Origin of the sequence: Acinetobacter sp. NIPH 284 (genome assembly GCF_000369425.1) — a bacterium.
Lineage (GTDB): Bacteria > Pseudomonadota > Gammaproteobacteria > Pseudomonadales > Moraxellaceae > Acinetobacter.
The window spans coordinates 1525413-1547143 of the sequence record NZ_KB850011.1; the positions used below are offsets into that span (position 1 = coordinate 1525413).

Annotated in this window: 16 protein-coding genes; 9 read left to right on the forward strand and 7 right to left on the reverse strand. The window is 40.8% G+C overall.

The window, feature by feature from the left end:
* Positions 1 to 142: 142 nt before the first annotated feature.
* Positions 143 to 982 carry an HlyC/CorC family transporter gene (locus F908_RS13165; protein ID WP_005162800.1) on the forward strand — a complete coding sequence of 280 codons (840 nt, stop codon included), beginning with the start codon at positions 143 to 145 and terminating at the stop codon, positions 980 to 982.
* Entirely contained in the window at positions 979 to 2538 is a 1560-nt protein-coding gene (gene lnt / locus F908_RS13170) for an apolipoprotein N-acyltransferase (protein ID WP_005162805.1), read from the forward strand. Before F908_RS13165 ends, lnt begins: the two co-directional genes overlap by 4 nt.
* Before the next feature lie 56 nt (positions 2539 to 2594).
* Here the strand turns inward: lnt and F908_RS13175 are convergent, their stop codons facing one another.
* From F908_RS13175 to gspF, 3 genes are all read right to left on the reverse strand, one after another.
* Positions 2595 to 2939 carry a hypothetical protein gene (locus F908_RS13175; RefSeq protein WP_005162813.1) on the reverse strand — a complete coding sequence of 115 codons (345 nt, stop codon included), beginning with the start codon at positions 2937 to 2939 and terminating at the stop codon, positions 2595 to 2597.
* A 263-nt stretch (positions 2940 to 3202) separates the two neighbouring features.
* Positions 3203 to 3736 (reverse strand): type II secretion system major pseudopilin GspG, encoded by a 534-nt coding sequence (gene gspG, locus F908_RS13180; protein WP_005162817.1) that lies wholly within the window; start codon positions 3734 to 3736, stop codon positions 3203 to 3205.
* A gap of 8 nt (positions 3737 to 3744) precedes the next feature.
* The gene (gene gspF / locus F908_RS13185; RefSeq protein ID WP_005162820.1) at positions 3745 to 4950 is read right to left on the reverse strand and encodes a type II secretion system inner membrane protein GspF; all 1206 of its coding nucleotides are present in this window, start codon (positions 4948 to 4950) and stop codon (positions 3745 to 3747) included.
* Between the two features lie 146 nt (positions 4951 to 5096).
* On the opposite strand from gspF, the gene F908_RS13190 reads away from it, so the two are divergent.
* The 6 genes from F908_RS13190 to F908_RS13215 all read left to right on the forward strand — a co-directional run bounded on the left by F908_RS13190 (position 5097) and on the right by F908_RS13215 (position 14256).
* The gene (locus F908_RS13190) at positions 5097 to 7337 is read left to right on the forward strand and encodes a primosomal protein N' (protein WP_005162828.1); all 2241 of its coding nucleotides are present in this window, start codon (positions 5097 to 5099) and stop codon (positions 7335 to 7337) included.
* 138 nt (positions 7338 to 7475) lie between these two features.
* Positions 7476 to 9590 (forward strand): TonB-dependent siderophore receptor, encoded by a 2115-nt coding sequence (locus tag F908_RS13195; RefSeq protein WP_005162830.1) that lies wholly within the window; start codon positions 7476 to 7478, stop codon positions 9588 to 9590.
* Positions 9591 to 9898: 308 nt separating this feature from the next.
* Positions 9899 to 11716 carry a cation:proton antiporter domain-containing protein gene (locus tag F908_RS13200; protein WP_005162832.1) on the forward strand — a complete coding sequence of 606 codons (1818 nt, stop codon included), beginning with the start codon at positions 9899 to 9901 and terminating at the stop codon, positions 11714 to 11716.
* 119 nt (positions 11717 to 11835) lie between these two features.
* Positions 11836 to 12711, forward strand: coding sequence for an Hsp33 family molecular chaperone HslO (locus F908_RS13205; protein WP_005162836.1), 876 nt, complete (start codon positions 11836 to 11838; stop codon positions 12709 to 12711).
* Positions 12712 to 12973: 262 nt separating this feature from the next.
* A complete protein-coding gene (locus F908_RS13210) occupies positions 12974 to 13918 on the forward strand; it encodes a DnaJ C-terminal domain-containing protein (protein ID WP_005162838.1) in 945 nt (314 codons plus the stop codon).
* Between the two features lie 11 nt (positions 13919 to 13929).
* Positions 13930 to 14256: a chaperone modulator CbpM gene (locus F908_RS13215; RefSeq protein WP_004763725.1), complete on the forward strand. Its 327-nt coding sequence runs from the start codon at positions 13930 to 13932 to the stop codon at positions 14254 to 14256.
* A gap of 29 nt (positions 14257 to 14285) precedes the next feature.
* On the opposite strand, the gene F908_RS13220 is transcribed toward F908_RS13215, so the two are convergent.
* The 4 genes from F908_RS13220 to rpsO form a co-directional block, all read right to left on the reverse strand.
* The gene (locus F908_RS13220; protein WP_034602874.1) at positions 14286 to 15509 is read right to left on the reverse strand and encodes a magnesium transporter CorA family protein; all 1224 of its coding nucleotides are present in this window, start codon (positions 15507 to 15509) and stop codon (positions 14286 to 14288) included.
* Positions 15510 to 15649: 140 nt separating this feature from the next.
* The gene (locus tag F908_RS13225) at positions 15650 to 16969 is read right to left on the reverse strand and encodes a dicarboxylate/amino acid:cation symporter (protein ID WP_005162842.1); all 1320 of its coding nucleotides are present in this window, start codon (positions 16967 to 16969) and stop codon (positions 15650 to 15652) included.
* A 256-nt stretch (positions 16970 to 17225) separates the two neighbouring features.
* Positions 17226 to 19316: a polyribonucleotide nucleotidyltransferase gene (gene pnp, locus F908_RS13230; protein WP_171063595.1), complete on the reverse strand. Its 2091-nt coding sequence runs from the start codon at positions 19314 to 19316 to the stop codon at positions 17226 to 17228.
* 268 nt (positions 19317 to 19584) lie between these two features.
* Positions 19585 to 19854 carry a 30S ribosomal protein S15 gene (gene rpsO, locus F908_RS13235; RefSeq protein WP_004637724.1) on the reverse strand — a complete coding sequence of 90 codons (270 nt, stop codon included), beginning with the start codon at positions 19852 to 19854 and terminating at the stop codon, positions 19585 to 19587.
* 239 nt (positions 19855 to 20093) lie between these two features.
* On the opposite strand from rpsO, the gene F908_RS13240 reads away from it, so the two are divergent.
* The gene (locus F908_RS13240) at positions 20094 to 21392 is read left to right on the forward strand and encodes a serine hydrolase domain-containing protein (protein ID WP_005162848.1); all 1299 of its coding nucleotides are present in this window, start codon (positions 20094 to 20096) and stop codon (positions 21390 to 21392) included.
* Positions 21393 to 21731: the final 339 nt, after the last annotated feature.

Below are 21731 nucleotides of genomic sequence, written 5' to 3' on the forward strand. Positions count from 1 at the left end.
AACATAAAGTAAGTCGATAAAAATTATCAACAGCTTTTTGAAAAACTGTACATTTTTCGCATCGTTTTATTGATGCATATCCGCTTTTTCTTCGGTATGATGAAAAACATCTAATTGATATAGAGAGTCTTTAGGAAAGATCATGGTCGAGGAATCCAGTCCGTCGTGGGGTATGCGTGGCTTAAGAAAATGGTTAGGTACTGCACCTGAAACCCGCGATGAATTACTCAGGTTAGTTCAAGACTCACGTCGTTTTTTAGAACCAGATACTGTTGCTATGCTTGAGGGTGTGCTCGATCTACCAGCAACAAAAATTCGGGAAGTCATGACGCCACGTACAGCAATTATCAGCTTACAGGAAGATGACCAGTTACTTGATATTCTGCATGTGCTGATTGATTCAGCGCATTCACGCTTCCCTGTGTTTTCAGCAGATCAAAGTGACAATGTAGTGGGTATCCTTTTGGCCAAAGACCTATTGCCTTTCTTAACTGAGCGCAATGTCAAAGTCGATATTCGCGCTCTGATGCGCCAACCTTTGTTTGTACCTGAAAGTGCACGTTCAGACCAAGTGTTACGTATGCTTAAAAACACCCAAACACATATTGCGATTGTCATCGATGAATATGGTTCAACTTCTGGCCTAGTCACCCTTGAAGACATTCTCGAAGAGATCGTCGGTGAAATTGAAGACGAACACGATATTGCCGATGAAGAAGCACTATATATCGTACCTGACAATGATCCCACTACGGCCAATACATGGATTGTGCAGGCACTTACACCAATTGAACATTTCAACACTATTTTAGATGCTGATTTTTCTGATGATGAAGTTGAAACTATGGGCGGTTTGCTGCTGCAAGAGATTGGTTTAGTGAGCGATTTACAAGGTCAAACCATTGAGCTTGGAGATTGGCAATTTACCATTATTGAAGCAGATGCACGCACTATTCATCTGATTCGAGCTGTACGTCAATGAGAGCCTATTTTGAAAAGCTGTTAAAAACTTCTCAACCGCAAAAACAGTTACCCTTTATTTTCCCTCTTTTGATTGCACTCATTTCAGGTGCAATCTTTAGTTTAGCTTTAGCACCTTATTATTTTTGGTGGCTGGCGATTCTATCACCAGCTATATTATATGCTGTATTACGTCAGCGTAACCCACGCCAAGCTTTTGCGCTAGGTTGGGCCTATGGTTTTGGTTTATGGTTTGTCGGCGCGTTCTGGCTCTTCACCTCCATTCATACCTATGGCGATACCAATGCCTTTTTAAGCATCCTGATGATTGTCTTTATGGCAGCAGCCATGGGTTTATTTACAGCTTTTCAAACATGGCTGTACCGTCGCTTTTTCCCAGAAACACCACTCACCTTTGCACCACTCTGGGTGCTATTTGAGTGGGCAAAAACTTGGGTATTCACAGGTTTTCCGTGGTTGTTTGCTGGATATGCATTTACTGAACGGCTACTGGATGGCTATGCGCCTTTATTTGGCATTTATGCAGTTTCATTTGTGGTCATTGTGTTGGCATGTGCTTTGGTCGAAATTTTAAATCGTCGTTGGTTCTGGGCTATTCCTTCTGCACTACTGATAGCGGGTGCATGGGGTGCTGGATTCATCCAGTTTGTTCAGCCAAAAGCTGCCAAGCCACTGAGTGTGTCTCTGATTCAGGGCAATATTCCTCAAGACCTGAAATGGCTGACTGAGTATCAAATTAAAACCTTAGAAATTTATGCCACTTTAACCCGTGCGGAATGGGGTCGTGATCTTATCGTTTGGCCTGAATCATCAATTCCCTTATTTCAAACGGATATTCCAGACTTTTTAAAAGCAATGGATATTCAAGCAAAAAAAGCAGATAGCGCTTGGGTGACTGGCATCCCTTACTGGGATCTGCCAAAGTCTCAACAAGTGGGTGAACCCTTATATTACAATAGTATTATGGCTTCAGGCAGTGACTCGCATGGCTTGTATAAAAAACAACGTCTTGTTCCATTTGGCGAATATATTCCTCTTTCAGGAATGCTGAAATGGGTTTTACCTGCGATGCAAAATGATATCAGTATGAGTGGTTTTTCACGTGGAGAACCCAACCAAGAGCCCCTAACCATCAAAGGACATGCGCTTGCTGCTGCCATTTGTTATGAAGTCGCCTACCCGAACCTCACTCGCCGCAATGCATCCAATAGCGACTTTTTAATTACTGTTTCAAATGATGCCTGGTTTACAGGAACGGCTGGACCTTGGCAACATCTACAAATGGTGCAAATGCGCGCCAAAGAAAATGGTCGCTGGTTTATTCGTGCCACCAATACAGGCGTGACTGCGTTTATTGACCACAATGGCCATATCCTGAAACAAGCACCTCTGGATGAAGAGTTCGTATTACGTGGTGATTTACCTGCAATGCAAGGGCAAACGTTATATAATCGTTTGAGTGATTATCCAATCTTGATTTTCTCACTATTATTGTTAGTGATGGGATGGATTTATCGCCCACGTAAAGTTGATGTTTCCTTTAAGTCACGGCGGTAAGATGAAAAGAGCGTTTGAATCAACGCTCTTTTTTTATAACGGGATTGATCTTTGAGTTACAAGGCCAATGGCAATTGCACGGATAAATATGCAACCAGACTCGATAAAAACAACATCGGAATATAACGGTAAGCCTTAAACAACAATTGCTCATATCTGGAAATCATCTCCTGATTATCCCATACGGTTGTTTTTAAGGCACTTAGAAAACACAGTACAAACCATGCACTCAACATGCTTAATGCAAAAAAACCAATCATGATCTGGCTGCTACCTTCTGTAGCATGCCATAAACTTAAAGCCCCTTCTGTAATCGGCAATAACATTAAAATCAGTAAGACAGATTTAAGCATTGCCCAATGAAACTGATTCAGTTCATCCAACATAAAAAATGCTTTCATTTGCTCACTCCATGCCTGATTTAAATGGTCTGAATTTATTATGCAAAGCTTTGATTTAAAGGAAAAGTCTATTTACCTACATAATTCATTGTTTCTTGTAACCATTAAGCATGGGAATAATTCTTATTATAAATCTCACATAGTTAATATTTTATTTTTACATATTTTTCAAAAACTTAGGAAAAAATTATTAATCAATAAACATTATCACTTCACTCTTGATTTATTTAATCAAAAAAATGAAGTGATATTTTATTCAAGCATTATGGCTGATAATAAATATCGGCATCATTACCCTCGCCGCCTTCTTTACCATCCGCACCAAACGAATATAAATCAAACGCGCGACCTTCACGGCCAGGAATCACATATTGAACATCATTTTCCCAACTGTCTTTTGGATAACCACCTTTAACATAACCACCTGGCAACCAGTTTTTAGCGGCCGCAGGTTTGTTGACCAAAGCATCTAAACCACCATCTTGCATCGATGGATAACGACCATTATCGAGCTTATATTGATCCAAAGCACCTGCAACACCTTTTAAGGTAATATTGGTGGTATCTACTTTGGCTTTTTCACCACGTCCCATCACATTAGGTACAATCAGCGCAGCCAATACACCTAAAATTACAATCACCACCATCACTTCGATCAGGGTGAATCCTGAGGAAGGATTAAGTCGAGCAACGCTCGACCCTGCCACAAGGCGAGAAGCTGTGCTTCGAGTGGCAGAATTAAGATTATGCTTAGAATGCTGTTCACTCACTGAATTATTCATTTTCATCTCAAACATCAAATTTCCTAGATCATATTATTCATATTAATAATTGGCAACATCACCGCAATCACAATTACCAATACGATACCTGCCATAAACACCAGCATCAACGGTTCCAGCAATGCCAGCAAGGTGGAGATAAAGGTGGTGACTTCCCGATCCTGCATCGTGGATGCACGGTCCAACATGCGATCCAGTTCACCTGACGCTTCACCACTTCGAATCATTTGTACCATCATGGGTGGGAAATAACCGCAACGCTCCAATTGTGTTGCCAAATTACCACCTTCTGTTACACGTTCCATCGCCACTTCAATCGCATCACGAATCACCCAGTTATTGCTCACTTCCGCGCCAATGCGTAACGCTTCAACCAAAGGTACACCTGAACGGGTCAAAATCGACAGCGTACTGGCAAAACGTGCTGCATTGATACCACGCGAGAGTTTACCAAACAGAGGCAACTTGAGTGTTAAACGGTCAAAGGCATAATGCCCTGCGGTGGTTCTTAGAAACCGTGTAAACAGAATGATTGCAATCACAGCAAGGATCAGCATTGCAATCCATGTATGGCGAATAAAGGTACTGGCTTTCATCAGCACAACCGTAATCCACGGCAAGGCTTCCTTACTTTGCTCAAAAGTCTTGACGATTTCAGGCACGACATAGGTCATTAGACCCATGACAATTCCGAAAGACATCAACATCAGTACAATCGGATAAATCATCGCGCCCTGAATTTTCTTTTGCATGGCAAAGCGGTTTTCAGTGTAGTCTGAAAGCTGGTCCAAAATCAGGTCCAGATGCCCCGAACGCTCACCTGCCGCAACTGTGGCAATATAGAGCTCAGGAAAACGACCTGCTTGTTGCATACTTTGTGCTAATGAATGACCTTCCAGCACTTTGGAACGCACAGCGATCAACAGGTTTTGCACATGGGCCTTTTCGCTTTGCTTACTGACCGCACGCAAGGCTTCTTCCAGCGGAATACCTGCTGCAACCAGCACTGAAAGCTGACGGGTCATCAACGCCAGATCATAGGCGCTAAAGCTTTTTTTAAACCATGAGCGTTGTTGCTGTTTGTCTTTTTGCTCAACGGCATCGACCGCAATGGGTGTCCATGCTTTATCGCGTAACTGTTGACGAATTTGGCGTGCAGAATCCCCTTCCAGCACACCTTTATGTTGCTTTCCAGAGGCATCAAGCGCAGTAAATTGATAAGCAGGCATGGTTCTGTTCTAATTGTCCCAAAATAGTTGTTGTTACAGTTGCATCCGTGTTTGAAATGAAACCTAAGAGTTTCACAAGAAATTCATCGACATAACACTTCGCACTTTAGCATAATTCCATGACATGCAGTCATGCCATTTTACCCATGAATGAAGCCTATATGCCTACCGAAAATTCTAACGCGATTCTGTACCGTATTCGAGTTGCAATACCCGTTTATGTATATGACACGTTTGACTATACGGTCAGCGCTGAACAATACGCACAAGCTCAAATCGGTGCACGTGTCGCGATTTCTTTTGGACGGCAAAATCTCGTGGGAATCATTACGGAGAAAGTTGATCCAAACGAAGCATTTACAGGGCAATTTAAACTTAAACCCATCACAGAATTACTCGATCAGGAATCGATTTTAGACCAACAAGTTTTAACTTTGTTGACATGGTCAGCCCAATATTACCAATTCCCGATTGGTGAAGTGATGCAAAGTGCCCTACCTACTTTATTAAGACAAGGTCGCGCCTTAGACATTCTGTTTCATTTATGGAAAATCATCCCATACGATGACCCGAATGCCTTATTAAAACGCTCTCAAAAACAGTATGATGCCTATCAGGTTTTGAAGCTTCATCCACATGGTTCTACGGAGAATGTGCTCAATCTCAGTGGTGTAGAAACCTCAACTTTAAAGGCATTAGAAAAAAAGGGCTTAGTTGAATGCTGCCTAGAACCGCATGATTTCACCCCTACACCTGTGCAATTGGCTCAAGTGCCTTTAACACCGAACGAAGATCAAAAGAAAGCCATTCAACAGATCCTCAAAGCACAACATCACTATCAGGCATTTTTACTCGATGGTTTGACTGGCAGTGGCAAAACTGAAGTTTATTTGCAAGTTATGTATGAGGTGTTAAAACAAGGCAAACAAGTATTGGTACTAGTGCCTGAAATTGGTCTAACCCCGCAAACGATCGCTCGTTTTAAGTCACGCTTTCACTGTGATGTGGCTTTACTGCACTCAGGCTTAAATGACTCAAAACGTTTACAGGCATGGCAACATGCACAAACGGGCAAAGCTTCCATTATTATTGGCACACGTTCAGCAATCTATACCCCACTGCCGCATTTGGGCTTAATCATTCTAGATGAGGAACATGATCTTTCCTTTAAGCAGCAAGAAGGTTTTCGTTATCATACCCGTGATGTGGCGTTGTATCGTGGCCATTTGCAAAACTGCCCTGTCATTCTCGGTTCAGCCACCCCAAGTATTGACAGTTATCACTTGGTGGAATCGGGCAAGTTACATTTGCTTGAGTTGAATCAGCGTGCGGGCATCGCTGTACTGCCGAAAATGTATGTGGTGGATTTAAAAGTCGCAAAAAAGAAGTATGGTCTCAGCCAAACCTTGATCGAACAGATTAAGCATACTTTAGAGCGTAAAGAGCAGGTGCTGATCTTTTTAAATCGACGTGGTTATGCGCCGATCCTGATGTGTGAAAGCTGTGGTTGGCAAGCCAACTGTCCACATTGTGATGCGCATTTTACTTTGCATTCACAGCCCTACCATTATTTGCATTGTCATCATTGCGGCACCATCAATCGTCTGCCTGATCATTGTCCTGCATGTCAGAAACAAAGCTTAAAAACGATTGGGACAGGAACAGCAAAACTTGAAGAACATGTACAGGAGCTTTTTCCACATCATGAAGTGATTCGGGTCGATCGTGACAGCACCAGTCGAGTCGGTAGCTGGCAAAAAATCTATGATCGCATTCAGCAAAATAAACCGAGCATTTTGTTGGGCACTCAAATGCTGGCCAAAGGCCATCATTTTCCGCATGTTACCCTTGTTGCGATTTTAGATATTGATGCAGGACTGCTCAGTGTTGACCCACGTGCACCTGAACGAACTGCACAGCTGATTGTGCAAGTCGCTGGCCGTGCTGGTCGTGGTGAGCATAAAGGCAGTGTTTATTTGCAAAGTTTGCGTCCAGATCATCCGATGCTGACCACATTAATTGAACATGATTATCGTACTGTCGCCAAACAAATGCTGGCTGATCGCAAAATTGCCCTGCTACCACCTTATCGTTATGCAGTATTGGTTCGTGTTGAATCTAAAGACAGAGATTATAGCCAACAATTCTTGGCAGATATTGCACAACAATTACGGACAATGGCTGGAGATTTAGTTGATATTTGGGGGCCCATTCCCGCACCAATGGAACGTAAAGCTGGTCGTTATCGCGCGCATATGGTGATTTTATCCACTGATCGCGCCAAACTGCACTTTTATTTACGTCAATGGTGGCAACAAGTGGTACATTTACCACGTCAGCATTTGCTCAGACTCTCGATCGATGTTGATCCACAAGAGTTTAGTTAAATCAGTGGTTTATTAAATTTTGTGATATTAAAAATCATTTCCAAAAAATAAAGAAATCAAACTATTCGTAATAAACATTAACTTTGCAAATGAAAATAATTATAATTAGCATTATCTTTGTAAAGTTATCCTTTCACCATGCGATTCCGTACCTCCTCCCTCGCTTTTTCTATACTTGCTGTCATGGCAAGTCATACTTTTGCTCAATCTGAACAACAGGAAGATACAGCATCTTCTACCTCAACACAGGTCTTGCCGAAGATTAAAGTTCAGGCAGAAAAACAAGAAAAAAATAGCTATGCAGCAAAGACTGCCACAGCTGTGCTCAGATCAAATGCCCCTTTATTTGAAACAGCCCAATCAATTAGTGTGGTAACCAATCAGCAAATCGAGCAGAAACAAGCAAAAACCGTTTCCGAAGCTTTAGAAGGCGTGGCTGGTGTGAGTTCTGGACAATATGGTCGTCGTGGTTGGGATGACTTTATTATTCGTGGACAAATTTCAAGCTCACAAACCTATATTGATGGTTTACGAGTACAGACATCAGACAATGTACTAAGAGCAGAAGATATTTCAGGCTTAGAATCGATCGAGGTCGTCAAAGGTCCTACTTCTGTTGGCTTCGGTTTTGCTTTACCTGGTGGTTTAGTCAACCTAACCACAAAGCGCCCACAGGCAGAAACCGCTTATCGGGGAACTTTAAGCTATGGTAGCTACAATCTCAGAGAAGGCACTTTTGATATTAACTATGCACCGAATAACACAGAGAAAGGTGCTTTCCGTCTCGTTGGTCGAGTCTCTGATCAAGATGATCCAACCGATTATGTGTATTTCAAAAACTATTACATTGCGCCGTCTTATAACTTTGATTTAGGTGAAAAGGACGATTTATCTGTTATTGCCAGTTATCAGCACCGTGAATATGTTCGCCAACAGGGCATTCCACATGGCAATAGTTCAACCTATAAGAGTTATTCACACAATCTTTTCTTTGGTGAGCCAGATCACGGCTATAACGTTGATGTCTATCGTGCTGGAGCAAACTATGCACATTATTTTGATAATGGTTGGACCTATAAACAAAACTTTGCTGTCACCAAAACAGATACTCAAGGTGATGCCGTTTTAGCTACGAGCAATACCACATTGCCAACCATTAAACGTGCAGTTAACAATCAAGATAAGCAAGATATCAACTATGCGTTGGATAGTAATTTACAGCGCAACTTTAATTTTGGACGAGTCAATTATGATGTCATGGTTGGCTTGGATATGATGAAAGAGCGTAGTGATTATTACCGCCGAACAGATACTATTAATTCATTCAATGCGGATAATCCAAGTTATGGTATTACCAGCGTAAAACTGGGTACACCAACTCAAGAGCTGACTTATAGTCAATATGCAGGTTTATATCTTCGCAATACGGTTAAGATTGATGACAACTGGATTATTGGCTTATCTGGACGCCATGACTGGACTCAAGTTGAAATTGACAACATCTTAAAAAACACCACGACACAGAACTCTGATCAAGCCTTTACAGGTAGCGCCTCTGTCATGTATCGCATCAATGATATGTTTGCGCCTTATATCAGCTATGCGACTTCATTTATGCCAGTGACAGATACAGGTGCAAATGGCGAATTACTCGATCCTGAAGAAGGTAAACAAGCAGAAATCGGTATTAAACTTCAAGCCTTAAATCAACGCTTGCAAGGTTATGTTGCTTATTATGACCTCACACGTAAAAATGTAACTGAATCAGATGCCAGTGGTGCTTATTCCATCCAAACAGGTGAACAAAAAACCAAAGGCTTTGAAGCTGAAATGGCAGCATCTTTGACGGATCAATGGAATGCATCTGCCACTTATAGTTACATCCCAACTGCGAAAGTGATGCAAAGTGTAACGGAAAGTGAAATTGGGAAAAGAGCCAACCATGTACCTAAAAATGCGGGAACATTATCGACTCAATATTATTTTAGTCCTGACAAACTAGGCTGGAATATCGGTGCAGGCATTCGCTATCAAGGTTTACGTACCGCACAACGTGGAACAGCCTATATTGAGTTACCAGGCTATACAGTGTTTGATGTTAATGCAGGTTATGAGGCAAAACATTGGGGAGCTGGCTTAACGATTAAAAACTTCTTTGACCGAGAATACCTAGCAGGTACGACACCAAATGCGCAATTAGTGAATTGGGGTGATCCTCGTATGATTCGTTTGAATGTGAAATTTAAATACTAAGCCACTGCCTCACATTTATTGTTCTGAGAATAATAAATGCCTATTTTCATATGAATGAGCCATGCATTTTCTTAGTGGCTCATTCAATTGATGCTTCTGTGAAATGGTTATTGCGCCCAACAACATCATCTACTTTATAAATACTGCACCTCCATGAAACTCACGTGATATCGTTTGACACGGAGGCGTACATCTCAAGAGCGTTTAAAAATAAAAATCCAAAAGAAAAATTCATATTTCCCTTACAAACTCACCCAATTTTTAAGTTAATGTAACAGCTGAAAGAAATCAGCAGATCAAGGCAGAACATGTCATTCCTACCACAAGCTATTGTTTTACTGGCGGCAGCTTTAATTTTTGCTCCATTAGCGAAGCGTTACACAGGCACGAGTGTCTTGGGTTATCTGATTGCAGGACTTTTACTTGGTTCCAGTGTTTCTGGTTTGATTGAAGATCCTAAACTGATTAATCAACTGCTGCATTTCGGTATGATTGCCGTGATGTTCTTTATTGGCTTTGCTTTTCGCCCGCTAAAACTGTGGGGAGAACGCAAAGACATCCTAAAAAATAGTGGCCTACAATACTTCATTATCACGATCCTTCTAGTTGGAGCATGTTTCTTACTGCTTGATCAAGTGTGGCACAGTCTGATTCTCGGATGTGCTTTAGCGCTCTCCGCGTTGATTCTTCCACAACAACTACTCCAACAAAAACAACAAAGCAACCATAAATTAGAACAAGCTACTTTAGCTACCTTACAATTGCAGGCTTTTATTACCGTCATTCTGATTGCACTCTTTCCTTTCCTAGAAGACACAGCCTCTACTCGACACGGAATCGCCTATTTTGCAGCGCTCATCGCTACGATTTCAGGTCTATTTTTAGCCAATCGTTATTTAGTTCATCCTATATTTCGTTTCTTAGTACATAAAAAAAGCCTCCATCTTATTGCTGTGCTCAGTTTATTCATCCTGCTTTCAGTCATCCTAATTATGGATATTTTAAATCTTCACATTTTGATCGCTGCATTTTTAGCTGGACTTTTACTTGCTGAGACTGAATTTAAAGTTGAAGTTGAGCGTATTCTAGAACCCTTGAAAGATACGGCGACAGGCTTGTTTTTTATGGCGATTGGCTTGGGGCTTTCATTGACACCTTTAAGCCAATCTCCACTCTTGATTCTAGGTTCAATCTTTGCATTGGTCTTAATCAAAGCAGTTGTGATCGGTGCGATCAGCTATTCTCAACAACGCAATGCCAAATTTAGTACCTTATTTGCCGTAAGCTTGGCACAAAGTGGTGAACTCAGTTTAATTCTACTCAAGCTAGCTGAAAGCGAAAATTTAGTTAGCACAGAATTATTAGCACCGACATTTCTCATTATCTTGGGTTCGATGCTATTCACACCTTTACTTTACGCACTGTTTAATCGGAAAATTTTACCGATGCTGCAAAAAAATAAAGCCGCTGTGGCTGATGCTGATATCCCCCAACATCCAATTCTCATTATTGGATTTGGCCGTTTTGGGCAAGTCATTGCACGTGCTTTACATGCGCAAGGCAAACACTTTAACGTGATTGATAGCAACCAACCTGATGCTGACTTTATTGAACAATATGGACATCATTTTATTGATGCCGATGTTACACAAATCGAAAACCTACGTGCTACAGGTATTGAATACTGTAAGTTACTGATTATTGTGATTGATGATGTCGAGGACAGCATGAATCTAGCACGACATCTGCGTTTAAATTATCCAGATTTAACCATTTTGGTTCGTGCTCGAGATCGTCATCATGCACGATTACTTCATGATTTAGGTATCTCACAGATTTGGCGTGAAACCTACGCATCTGCTTTAAGTATGGCGCAGCAAACCTTGGTTGAAACAGGCCTTCCCGAAGATGAAGCACAAAATATGATGATGCATTTTAAACAAGAAGATGAACGGCTTATGCAGCAACATTGGAATTCTAATCAACAAGAGATCATTAAAAACCATCCAAGTGCTATTGCCGAGCTTGAGTATTTATTTGCAAATACAAAAACTTTGATTTTAGATCGTGCGAGCAATGATCAAAACACACAATGTGATGCAAAATCACTCAATGAAACATCTTGAGTTTTGGCAAACTGACACCATTATTGACTGCATAACCATGCACCTCTTTATAAATTCTGAAGTGCGTTACAAAGCAAAGCGTTGCTTTGCGCTCCCTCGAAGGAGCACTGGAGAAAAATATGTCTGATTTACGCCAACGCTTTTTTATCGAAGACTGCCCTGTTCGTGGTGAAGTGGTTCATTTGGAAGAAGCACTACAAACCATTTTGGCGCAACGTGAATATATGCCTGCGGTACAAAGTCTCTTGGGTGAAATGCTGAGTGCAACCGCCTTACTTGCAAGTACACTCAAGATTCGTGGTCGTATTAGCTTACAAATTCAAGCAAGCGGAACATTTAAATGGGCTATGGCCGAATGCAATCACTTAGGTGAAGTTCGTGCGCTCGCAGATTACGAAGAAGATCCGCGCTTCGCAGAAGGTAAAGATAGTCGTACGGTGCTTGCTGCCCTGAGCAACCCTGTGCTGTTCATCAATATCGAACCTGAACACGGCGAACGCTACCAAGGTATCGTACCATTTGATCAACCGACATTAGCAGGTTGTTTAAAGCAGTATTACGATTTGTCTGCACAGATACCAACACATATCGTACTGGCAACTAATGGTCAACGTTCAGGTGGTTTATTAATCCAACTACTCCCTCGTAATAATGAAGAAGAACAACAGTTGGTTGATGAGGACCTGTGGCCCCGTTTGACCATGTTGACTGAAACCCTTAAACCCGAGGAATTGACGGATCTTTCAGCCAATGAAATTCTCTATCGTTTGTATAACGAAGAAGAGGTTCGTTTACCCGAAGTTGAGCAGTTAAAGTTCGGTTGTACCTGTTCAAAGGAACGCTGCGCCCACGCTTTGATTCAAATTGGTGTGGATGCAGTTCATGAAACACTAGAAGCACAAAATCCAATCCAGATGGATTGCCAATTCTGTAATGCACGTTATGAGTTTAGTGCAGAAGAAGCTTTAGGCTTATTTGGTGAACATTTAAGTTAATTGAAAAGTAAAATAAAAAAGACGGGCTTCCGTCTTTTTTTATTTGATATGAATGTCTACTGGATAACACATTTACCCAAAACTCTATTTCACTTAAAGTGATAGTTCAATGGACATCATGATCGGTGTCAGCCAAGCCAGAGGGCTGGCATTTTTTCCAAAACAACAAAACAACAAAACAACTCTTATACAATCGAATCTATTGAAATCTCTTGGATTCGTTTCATAATAAAAGAAACATCTCATTATTATATTTAAGATCATGGCAAAAAATTATTATGAAGAGCTAGGTGTTTCAAGAGATGCCGCAGCAGATGAAATAAAAAAAGCTTATCGAAAACTGGCACGTAAATATCATCCTGATGTGAGTAAAGAAACCGATGCGGAAGCTAAAATGCAGGCGATTAATGTCGCCTATGACACCTTGAGTGACGCCACGAAAAAAGCTGAATATGACCAGATGCTGGATCATCCACAAGGTTTCTCTAATTTTGGACAAGGCAATTCAAATGGGTTTGGCGGCTCACAGTTCTATCGCCAAAGCTCAGGTGAAGGCGCTGACTTTAGTGGCTTTGAGGATTTATTTGGTCGATTTGGCTCAGGTTTTGGTGGTGGACAGCAGCGTTCGCAACGCCAGCAACGTAGTTACAAGGGTGAAGATCAGCATGCCAGTATTCAAGTCGATTTAGATATTGCCTATCACGGCTCAACCCAACAGATTACCTTACAAATTCCAACTTATAACGTCTATGGTGAACCTGAAGTCCAGCGAAAAACCTTACAGGTTAAGATTCCAAAAGGAATGAAAGAAGGCCAGCAAATTCGCTTAAATGGTCAAGGACAAAGTGGTATCAATGGCGGTGAAAATGGTGATCTTTATATTGAAATCCAATATAAAGATACCGACCGCATTCGTATTGAAGGGGCTGATGTCTATCAAAATATTGATGTAACTCCGTGGGAAGCAGCTCTAGGACAAAGCATTGAAGTTTATACTCCCGCAGGTCAACTCAAAGTCAATTTACCTAAAAATGCCAAAAATGGACAACAATTACGTCTCAAAGATAAAGGGATACCAAATAAAACTGCAGGGCATTTATATCTAATTATTAATATTGTTTTACCACCAGCACACAGCGAACAAGAGCAACAAGCTTATCAACAGTTTGCGGATGCTTTTGGTTCATTCAGACCTCGTGCATCATAAGGAGTAAGATCATGACAACTATTCAATACAAAGAAATTCAATATGACGGTCACTGCCAAGTTGAAATTATTGATGAACAATTGGCACTTGATCTTGAGCACTTTGCCGAAGCCTGTGGTCAAAGCACCGACTGGGTACTCAAGCTGATCGACTACGATATTTTGCAGATTCAGGTTGATCCACAAAGCCACCAGTTCATTGGTGAAGATGTTGCTCGCGCCCGTCGTGCCTACCGTTTACAGCGTGACTTTGATGCCAGTCTATCTGCAGTTGCGGTGATGCTGGACCTGATTGATGAAGTGCAGCAACTGCGCAGGCAGTTAAAACATTTTCACTAAGGCAACATCTTTATATATGACTAAACACTTTATTTAAGTTTAGTCATTTTCTCTACCTCTTTGAGTGTTTGCTTAATTGGTTCATAGTCTAAGAACCAAAGTAAATTTACATTCCGTTGTTTATGCTGTTGTGCCAATAGGTCAATCACACTACGCTCACCACGCCCTACCAGATGTTGCTGATAAAAATAGTACAGCAGTACCACCGTGCTCATTAACATGACTGCAAGCATAATCCAAAAACCAACAGGTGACTTTAACCCTGGGATAAATTCAAAATTCATCCCATAAATCCCTGTTAATAAGGTCAAAGGGGCAAATATTGCCGTAATAATTGCCAAAATACGCATATTTTCATTGGTTTGATTCGCAATAGCTGAAAAATGTAAATCAATCGCCGATTGAATCGCATTTCTTAAACGCAAGGTATGTTTTTGAACACGTTCCACATGGCTCATTAAATCATCAAGGCGAACTAAGAGAATATCTTGATTCTTATGCTTAAGTTCTCCCATCACATGATGATAATTATCCACCAGTTCATCTCGGAACTCCTGCAAGGTCTCTATTTGTTCCTCACATAAATTTTCAATTTGCTGGAAAGCCATATCTTCATGGAACAATTGATGCCACTGTTTAAAACGGCGGTTGCCCTGCAAAAGTTGCTGTTGCCAATGTTCAACACGACGTGTCAGCGGTGTACGCAAATTCAAATAGCCATCAATCATGCTGTTCAATAAGCGTAAGCATAAATCGGCAGGTGTGCTGGCTAACTTTCTCGGTTTATTTTGTTCAGCAATCGGACGACCCATAATGACTTGAATACGTTGAATATAGCTTTCGATTGCTTTATTCCCCTGCTCCCTCACACTCACCAAAATATTCGGCGTTAGGATAAAACTCATCGGTGTAGTCGCTAGGCCAAAAATACTTTCATGAGATTCTAAAGCATTGTCACTTTCATAAATTTGATCGTCTGGACTGATCAATTTCCGAAATACTAATAGGTCATATTCTTCAACTGTATCAAAGGCACAAGGATGTTCAATATTGAGCAAATCGCGCATATGAAATTCGTTAAGCACCACACCTGTATGCTCATAAATATTTTTTTGCCAAGAATCGGTATGATTAACCAAATCCTGTCTCAAACTATCAACCCATAAAAACTCAAGCGTATGTTCTGTTTGTTGTTCCACGCTAATAAAAATCGTATTTTCACTGTTATGACGATAAAAATAATAAAGCTGCATAGAGTCGAGATAAGTTTGAAAATCCATAGAAATGCTGCCATGAAGCACAACAAAAAGCTATGTTTATTCTATTATCAAAATCAAATGACATGAAAAAGCCTCGTATACGAGGCATCGAGGCTTTTTCAAATTAGGCGGTATTAAACTTCTTTGTTTACTACCACGCCATGTTTTAAGGCTTGGTCGAGTTGCTCTTTATCTAATGCCTTATCCCATTTTGCAACAACAATTGTTGCGCAAGCATTACCAACTAAATTGGTTAGAGCACGGCATTCAGACATAAAACGGTCAATACCAAGGATCAACGCCATCCCCGCAACTGGAATCGCAGGAACAACCGAAAGCGTTGCAGCCAAAGTAATAAAGCCTGCGCCCGTGATCCCGGCAGCACCTTTAGAACTGAGCATAGCCACCAATAAAATTGTCACTTGTTGAGTAAGTGTCAATTCAATATTACATGCTTGTGCAATAAATAATGCCGCCAATGTCATGTAAATGTTGGTGCCATCTAAGTTGAATGAATACCCAGTCGGAATTACTAAACCCACAACCGATTTTTCACAGCCTGCTTTTTCCATTTTCGCCATCAAAGATGGGAGTGCTGCTTCTGATGAACTTGTACCCAGAACCAACCAGAGTTCATCTTTGATATAACGGATCAGGTCGATAATCGAAAAACCATTATAACGAGCGACTGCACCCAAGATAACAATAACGAAAAGTAATGCGGTGATGTAGAAGGTTGCGATTAATAACATCAAGTTCCCAATTGAACTAATTCCATAAGCGCCAATGGTAAATGCCATCGCACCAAATGCACCAATAGGTGCAAACTTCATTAACATACTCACCAAAGTAAATACGGGATTGGTCAGCTGTTGAAGAAAATCAGTAATTGGACGACCTAAATCACCTGATTTAGCCAATGCCAAACCAAATAATACTGCGACAAACAAAACTTGAAGAATTTGACCTGATACAAATGGACTCACCAATGTATCTGGAATGATATTCATCAAGAAACCTGTAATAGTTGATTCATGTGCTTTAGCTGCATATTCATCAACTTTAGTGCTGTGTAATGTACTTGGATCGATATTTAACCCATGACCTGGTTGAATCACATTCCCAACAATTAACCCGACGACTAACGCCAATGTTGAAAAGGTTAGAAAATAAATCATTGCTTTACCCGTGACTCGTCCAACGCTGCCGAGATTTTTCATCCCAGCAATTCCTGTCACAACGGTCAAGAAAATTACGGGTGCAATAATCATTTTCACCATTTTAATGAAGGCTTCACCAAGTGGTTTTAAACTTTCACCAAATTCAGGAAAAAAATGACCTAACAATATCCCTGCAACAATTGCAAAGATGACCTGTACGTAAAGAATTTGATAAAACTTTGGTTTCTTTGGTGGTTGGTCATCTTGACGTGTGGCGGCATGATCGATATGCATGTGTAATATTCCTTCATATTGGGATAACAAATAGACTTCCGACTATCTATCTAAAACCTTATAAACACAGGCAGGAGCGGAAATTTGGGGAATTCTACGTTAATTGTAATCCTTACAATTTAAGCATTCGACTAATGTCTAATATAAGATAATTTTATGTTTATTGTTTCGCCAATTTATATTTATAGTTTTCATTTAATTAATAAAAAAGCGCATTATAATAACAATGCGCTTTTTTTAAGCAAAAGTATTGCTATTATTGAGCTTGCTCAATATCTTTCATTGTCAACTTAATACGACCACGGTTATCCACATCGGCCACCTGAACCTTAACGTCCTGACCTTCTTTTAACACGTCGGTCACATTCGCAATACGCTCATTTGAGATTTGTGAAATGTGAAGTAAACCATCCGTACCAGGCATGATATTTACGAACGCACCAAATTCAACGATACGAATCACTTTACCGTCGTAGATTTTGCCTGGCTCAACTTCAGCAGTCAGTGCTTGGATTTTTGCAATCGCAGCGCGAGCAGCAGCTTTAGTTTCACCAAATACACGAACTGTACCATTGTCTTCGATATCAATCGCAGCTTTAGTCTCTTCTGTAATGGCACGAATGGTAGCACCACCTTTACCAATCACATCACGAATCTTATCTGGATTGATGTTAATCACTTCGAAAGTCGGCGCATTAGCACTAATTTCTGCACGAGCACGTGAAATGACTTTATTCATTTCATTCAGGATATGCATACGACCAGCAAAAGCTTGGTTTAATGCAACTTCCATGATCTCTTCAGTAATACCTTCGATCTTGATGTCCATTTGAAGCGCAGTAATACCGTTTGCAGAACCTGCTACTTTAAAGTCCATATCACCAAGGTGGTCTTCGTCACCTAAGATGTCTGAAAGTACTGCAAAACGCTCACCTTCTTTCACTAAGCCCATTGCGATACCTGCAACTGGTGCTTTAAGCGGAACACCTGCATCCATCAGTGCAAGAGATGCTCCACAAACAGACGCCATAGAAGATGAACCGTTTGATTCAGTAATATCAGATACAATACGAAGTACGTAAGGGAAACGATCAACAGGTGGAAGAACCGCTTGTACACCACGGCGTGCTAAACGACCGTGACCGATTTCACGACGCTTAGGACCTGATTCACGACCCGTTTCACCTACTGAGTAAGCAGGAAAGTTATAGTGCAACATGAAGTTGTCAGTTTTTGTACCCGCCAAGGTATCAACCATCAATGCATCACGTGTGTTACCTAAAGTTGCAGTTACAAGTGCTTGTGTTTCGCCACGTGTAAATAATGCAGAACCGTGTGCACGATCTAATACGCCAACTTGAACGTCGATAGCACGAACAGTTTTTGTATCACGACCATCAATACGTGGCTTACCTGACAAGATGTTGTCACGTACTGTACGGTATTTAAGATCTTCGAATAATTCGTTTACTTCATCAGCAATACCAGTTTCGTCATTTTCTGGAACGAACTGAGCTACAGCTTCTGCATATAGTGCATCAAGTGCTGCATAGCGATCTTGTTTAACCGCAATAGTATATGCTTGAGAGATTTTCGCTTCGAAAGCTGCTTTTAATTGCTCAAGAAGTGCTTCATTTTTAGTTGGAGCAACCCACTCTGATTCTTTCGCACCAACAGCTGCAGCAAATTCTTTGATTGCTTGTACAGCAATTTGCATTTCGTCATGACCGAAAAGTACTGCGCCTAACATTTGGTCTTCTGAAAGTTCTTTCGCTTCAGATTCAACCATTAACACTGCTGACTCTGTACCTGCAACGACAAGATCAAGATCAGATTGTGCAAGTTGTTCTAACGTTGGGTTAAGAACATATTCACCATTGATCAAACCAACACGTGCGCCACCAATTGGACCACGGAAAGGTGTGCCTGCAATCGACAATGCAGCAGATGTACCTAACATTGCAGCAATGTCAGCATCCATGGTTTTGTCAGAAGACACAACTGTTGCTGTGACTTGGATTTCGTTGAAATAACCTTCTGGGAACAATGGACGAATTGGACGGTCAATCAAACGAGAAATTAAAGTCTCAGCTTCAGACGCACGACCTTCGCGCTTACCATAACCACCAGGGATACGACCCGCCGCATATTGTTTTTCTTGATAATTCACAGTTAACGGGAAAAAGTCTTGACCCGCTTTTGCTTTAGGCTGAGCCACAACCGCAACAAGCACAGTTACACCACCCATTGTGATTAAAACTGTATTTGCTTGACGTGCAACACGACCCGTTTCTAAAACAACTTGGTGTTGACCAAATTGGAATTCTTTACGAACGATATTAAACATTGACATGTATTATATTTTCCTGGTTTCTTTTAAAAAGTTATTCTAGTGAGACCCCTAAGGTTTGGCATTCAGACCACAACTCATGTGTAGATAAATGACAAAGCTTAGAAGCCATCGCACCAGATCAAAATTTTTAAATAAATTTAAACACAAAGAAGGAGCGAACATGCGCCCCTTCTAAAATCGCCTAACTTAAATCAGGCGAAACTTTGTTTTCAGCGTTAAAGCATTGCAACATGCGAAATACCGAAAATAAAGCCAAATCGAATTAACGACGTAAACCTAATGCGCCGATCAAAGCAACATAACGACCGTGATCTTTACCATTTAAATAGTCAAGTAATTTACGACGTTGGTTAACCATACGAATCAAACCACGACGGCTGTGGTGGTCATGTTTGTGTTCTTTAAAGTGACCTTGCAAATCATTGATTTGAGCAGTCAATAAAGCAACTTGTACTTCAGGTGAACCAGTGTCGTTTTCTGCACGAGCAAATTTAGCAATGATCTCTGCGCGATCTGCGTTAGTTAAAGCCATTCGATTTCTCCGAGATGCTTAAAAAATAAAATGATAATGATCAGTTGCAAGCAACTGACTGCCGTGCATCACTACAGCAAGTCACCTATTTTAAGTGATCTATCACCATATTGCAAAAATGTTTTAACTTTGCTGGCATTTCGGCAGCTGACAGCATTGAACAAAATAGGCACACTATCGGATATCTGTTTTCAATTTATGACAGAGACGAAAGAAAACGAAAATATTGCGAGGGAATCGTGAAAATTTTATCAACCAATACTTGTTATGTACCAAATGACTTAAATCAAGTGATTCGCTCAAAAGATGAAGTTGCGGCTGAATTGGGTGGAATGACTGAAAAGCAGATTCAAAAGATCTGGAATAGCGTTGAATGCCTGTATAAAACAGGAAACTATCCACTCGTTACATTATGTTTGCGACGTCAAGGACAAATTTTACTGAACCGCAGTATTGGTTATGCACAGGGTAACTCCCCAGATGGCTTAGCCGCGGATGCAAAAATTGGTACGCCTGATACGCCTGTATGTTTATTCTCTGCATCAAAAATGATTACAGCAATGCTGATCCATATGTTGGATGAGCGCGGTGATTTAAATCTGCTCGATCCGATTAGCTACTATATTCCTGAATATGGGGTCAATGGTAAACGTCGTGCGACTATTTTCCATTTGCTTTCTCACCGTGGCGGGATTCCACGTATTGATACAGAAGTCACACCAGAACTTTTATTTAACCAAGAAGAAATCTTAAAAGTACTTTGCGCAGCTAAACCTGTTTCGCCATCAGGGACACATCTTGCTTATCACGCTGTTACCGCGGGTTATATCCTAGGTGAAATCGTTCAGCGTGTAACTGGACAAAGCGTACGTGAGTTTTTAGCTGAAAATATTGAAAAACCAATGGGGATGGATTATTTCAACTATGGTTTGAAACCACAATATCGAGATAATGTTGCACTAAACTATGCCACAGGAATTCACCCAAGCTTAGGTACAGACCATTATCTTAATCATGTACTTGGTGGCGGTTTACAACTTGCAGTGGATGTAACCAACGATACTCGTTTCATGGATACCATTTGTCCTGCTGGGAACATTTATACCAGCGCTGAACAAATCGGTCGTTTTTTTGAAATGTTACTCAGCGGTGGTGAGTATCAGGGTAAAGAGATCATGAGCGCAAAAACTGTATTTCGCTCAACCCTACCAACATCAGGAACAAGCATAGACCGTACTCTACTCGCCCCAATGCGTTATGCGTTAGGTCCAATGCTTGGTAGTAATCCAGTCGGTTTATTTGGTCCAATGACTGGCCAGGCTTTTGGGCACATTGGTTTTTCTAATATTTTATGTTGGGCAGATCCAGAGCGTGATATTAGTGTATCGTTGCTTACCACAGGAAAATCTGTCGTTGGGACACACCTCCCTGCTCTTGCCAAAACATTATATCAAATCTCAACAAACTGCTCGAAGATTCCAAAGAATCAACGTCGTTCATTATTCGCAACAGATCGACACGAGGCAGACATCGTCTAATTCAATTTGATCGCAGCAAAAAAAGAGCCCAAGTCAGACTTGGGCTTTTGCGCGTTATTCAAGGTTCTTTTCATTTTTCTATTATTATTCTTTATGTTTCTTATTAAGCTACTTTCAGCCCCTCTGAACGTATTTTACACATCACTTCTTATGTTTTGCTTTCAGTGCGTATCTTCTTTATACCGATTATTCTGTCAGAACCAATTGTGGAGAAAAATAGTATTTTTCTTATCTCTATGTAAGCAAAAACGTACGGGGCTGTATAACATTTAACTTAATAATACATAAAAATTGTCAAACAATCATGTTATTAATTTAAACTTTTGGTTAAAAATTTTT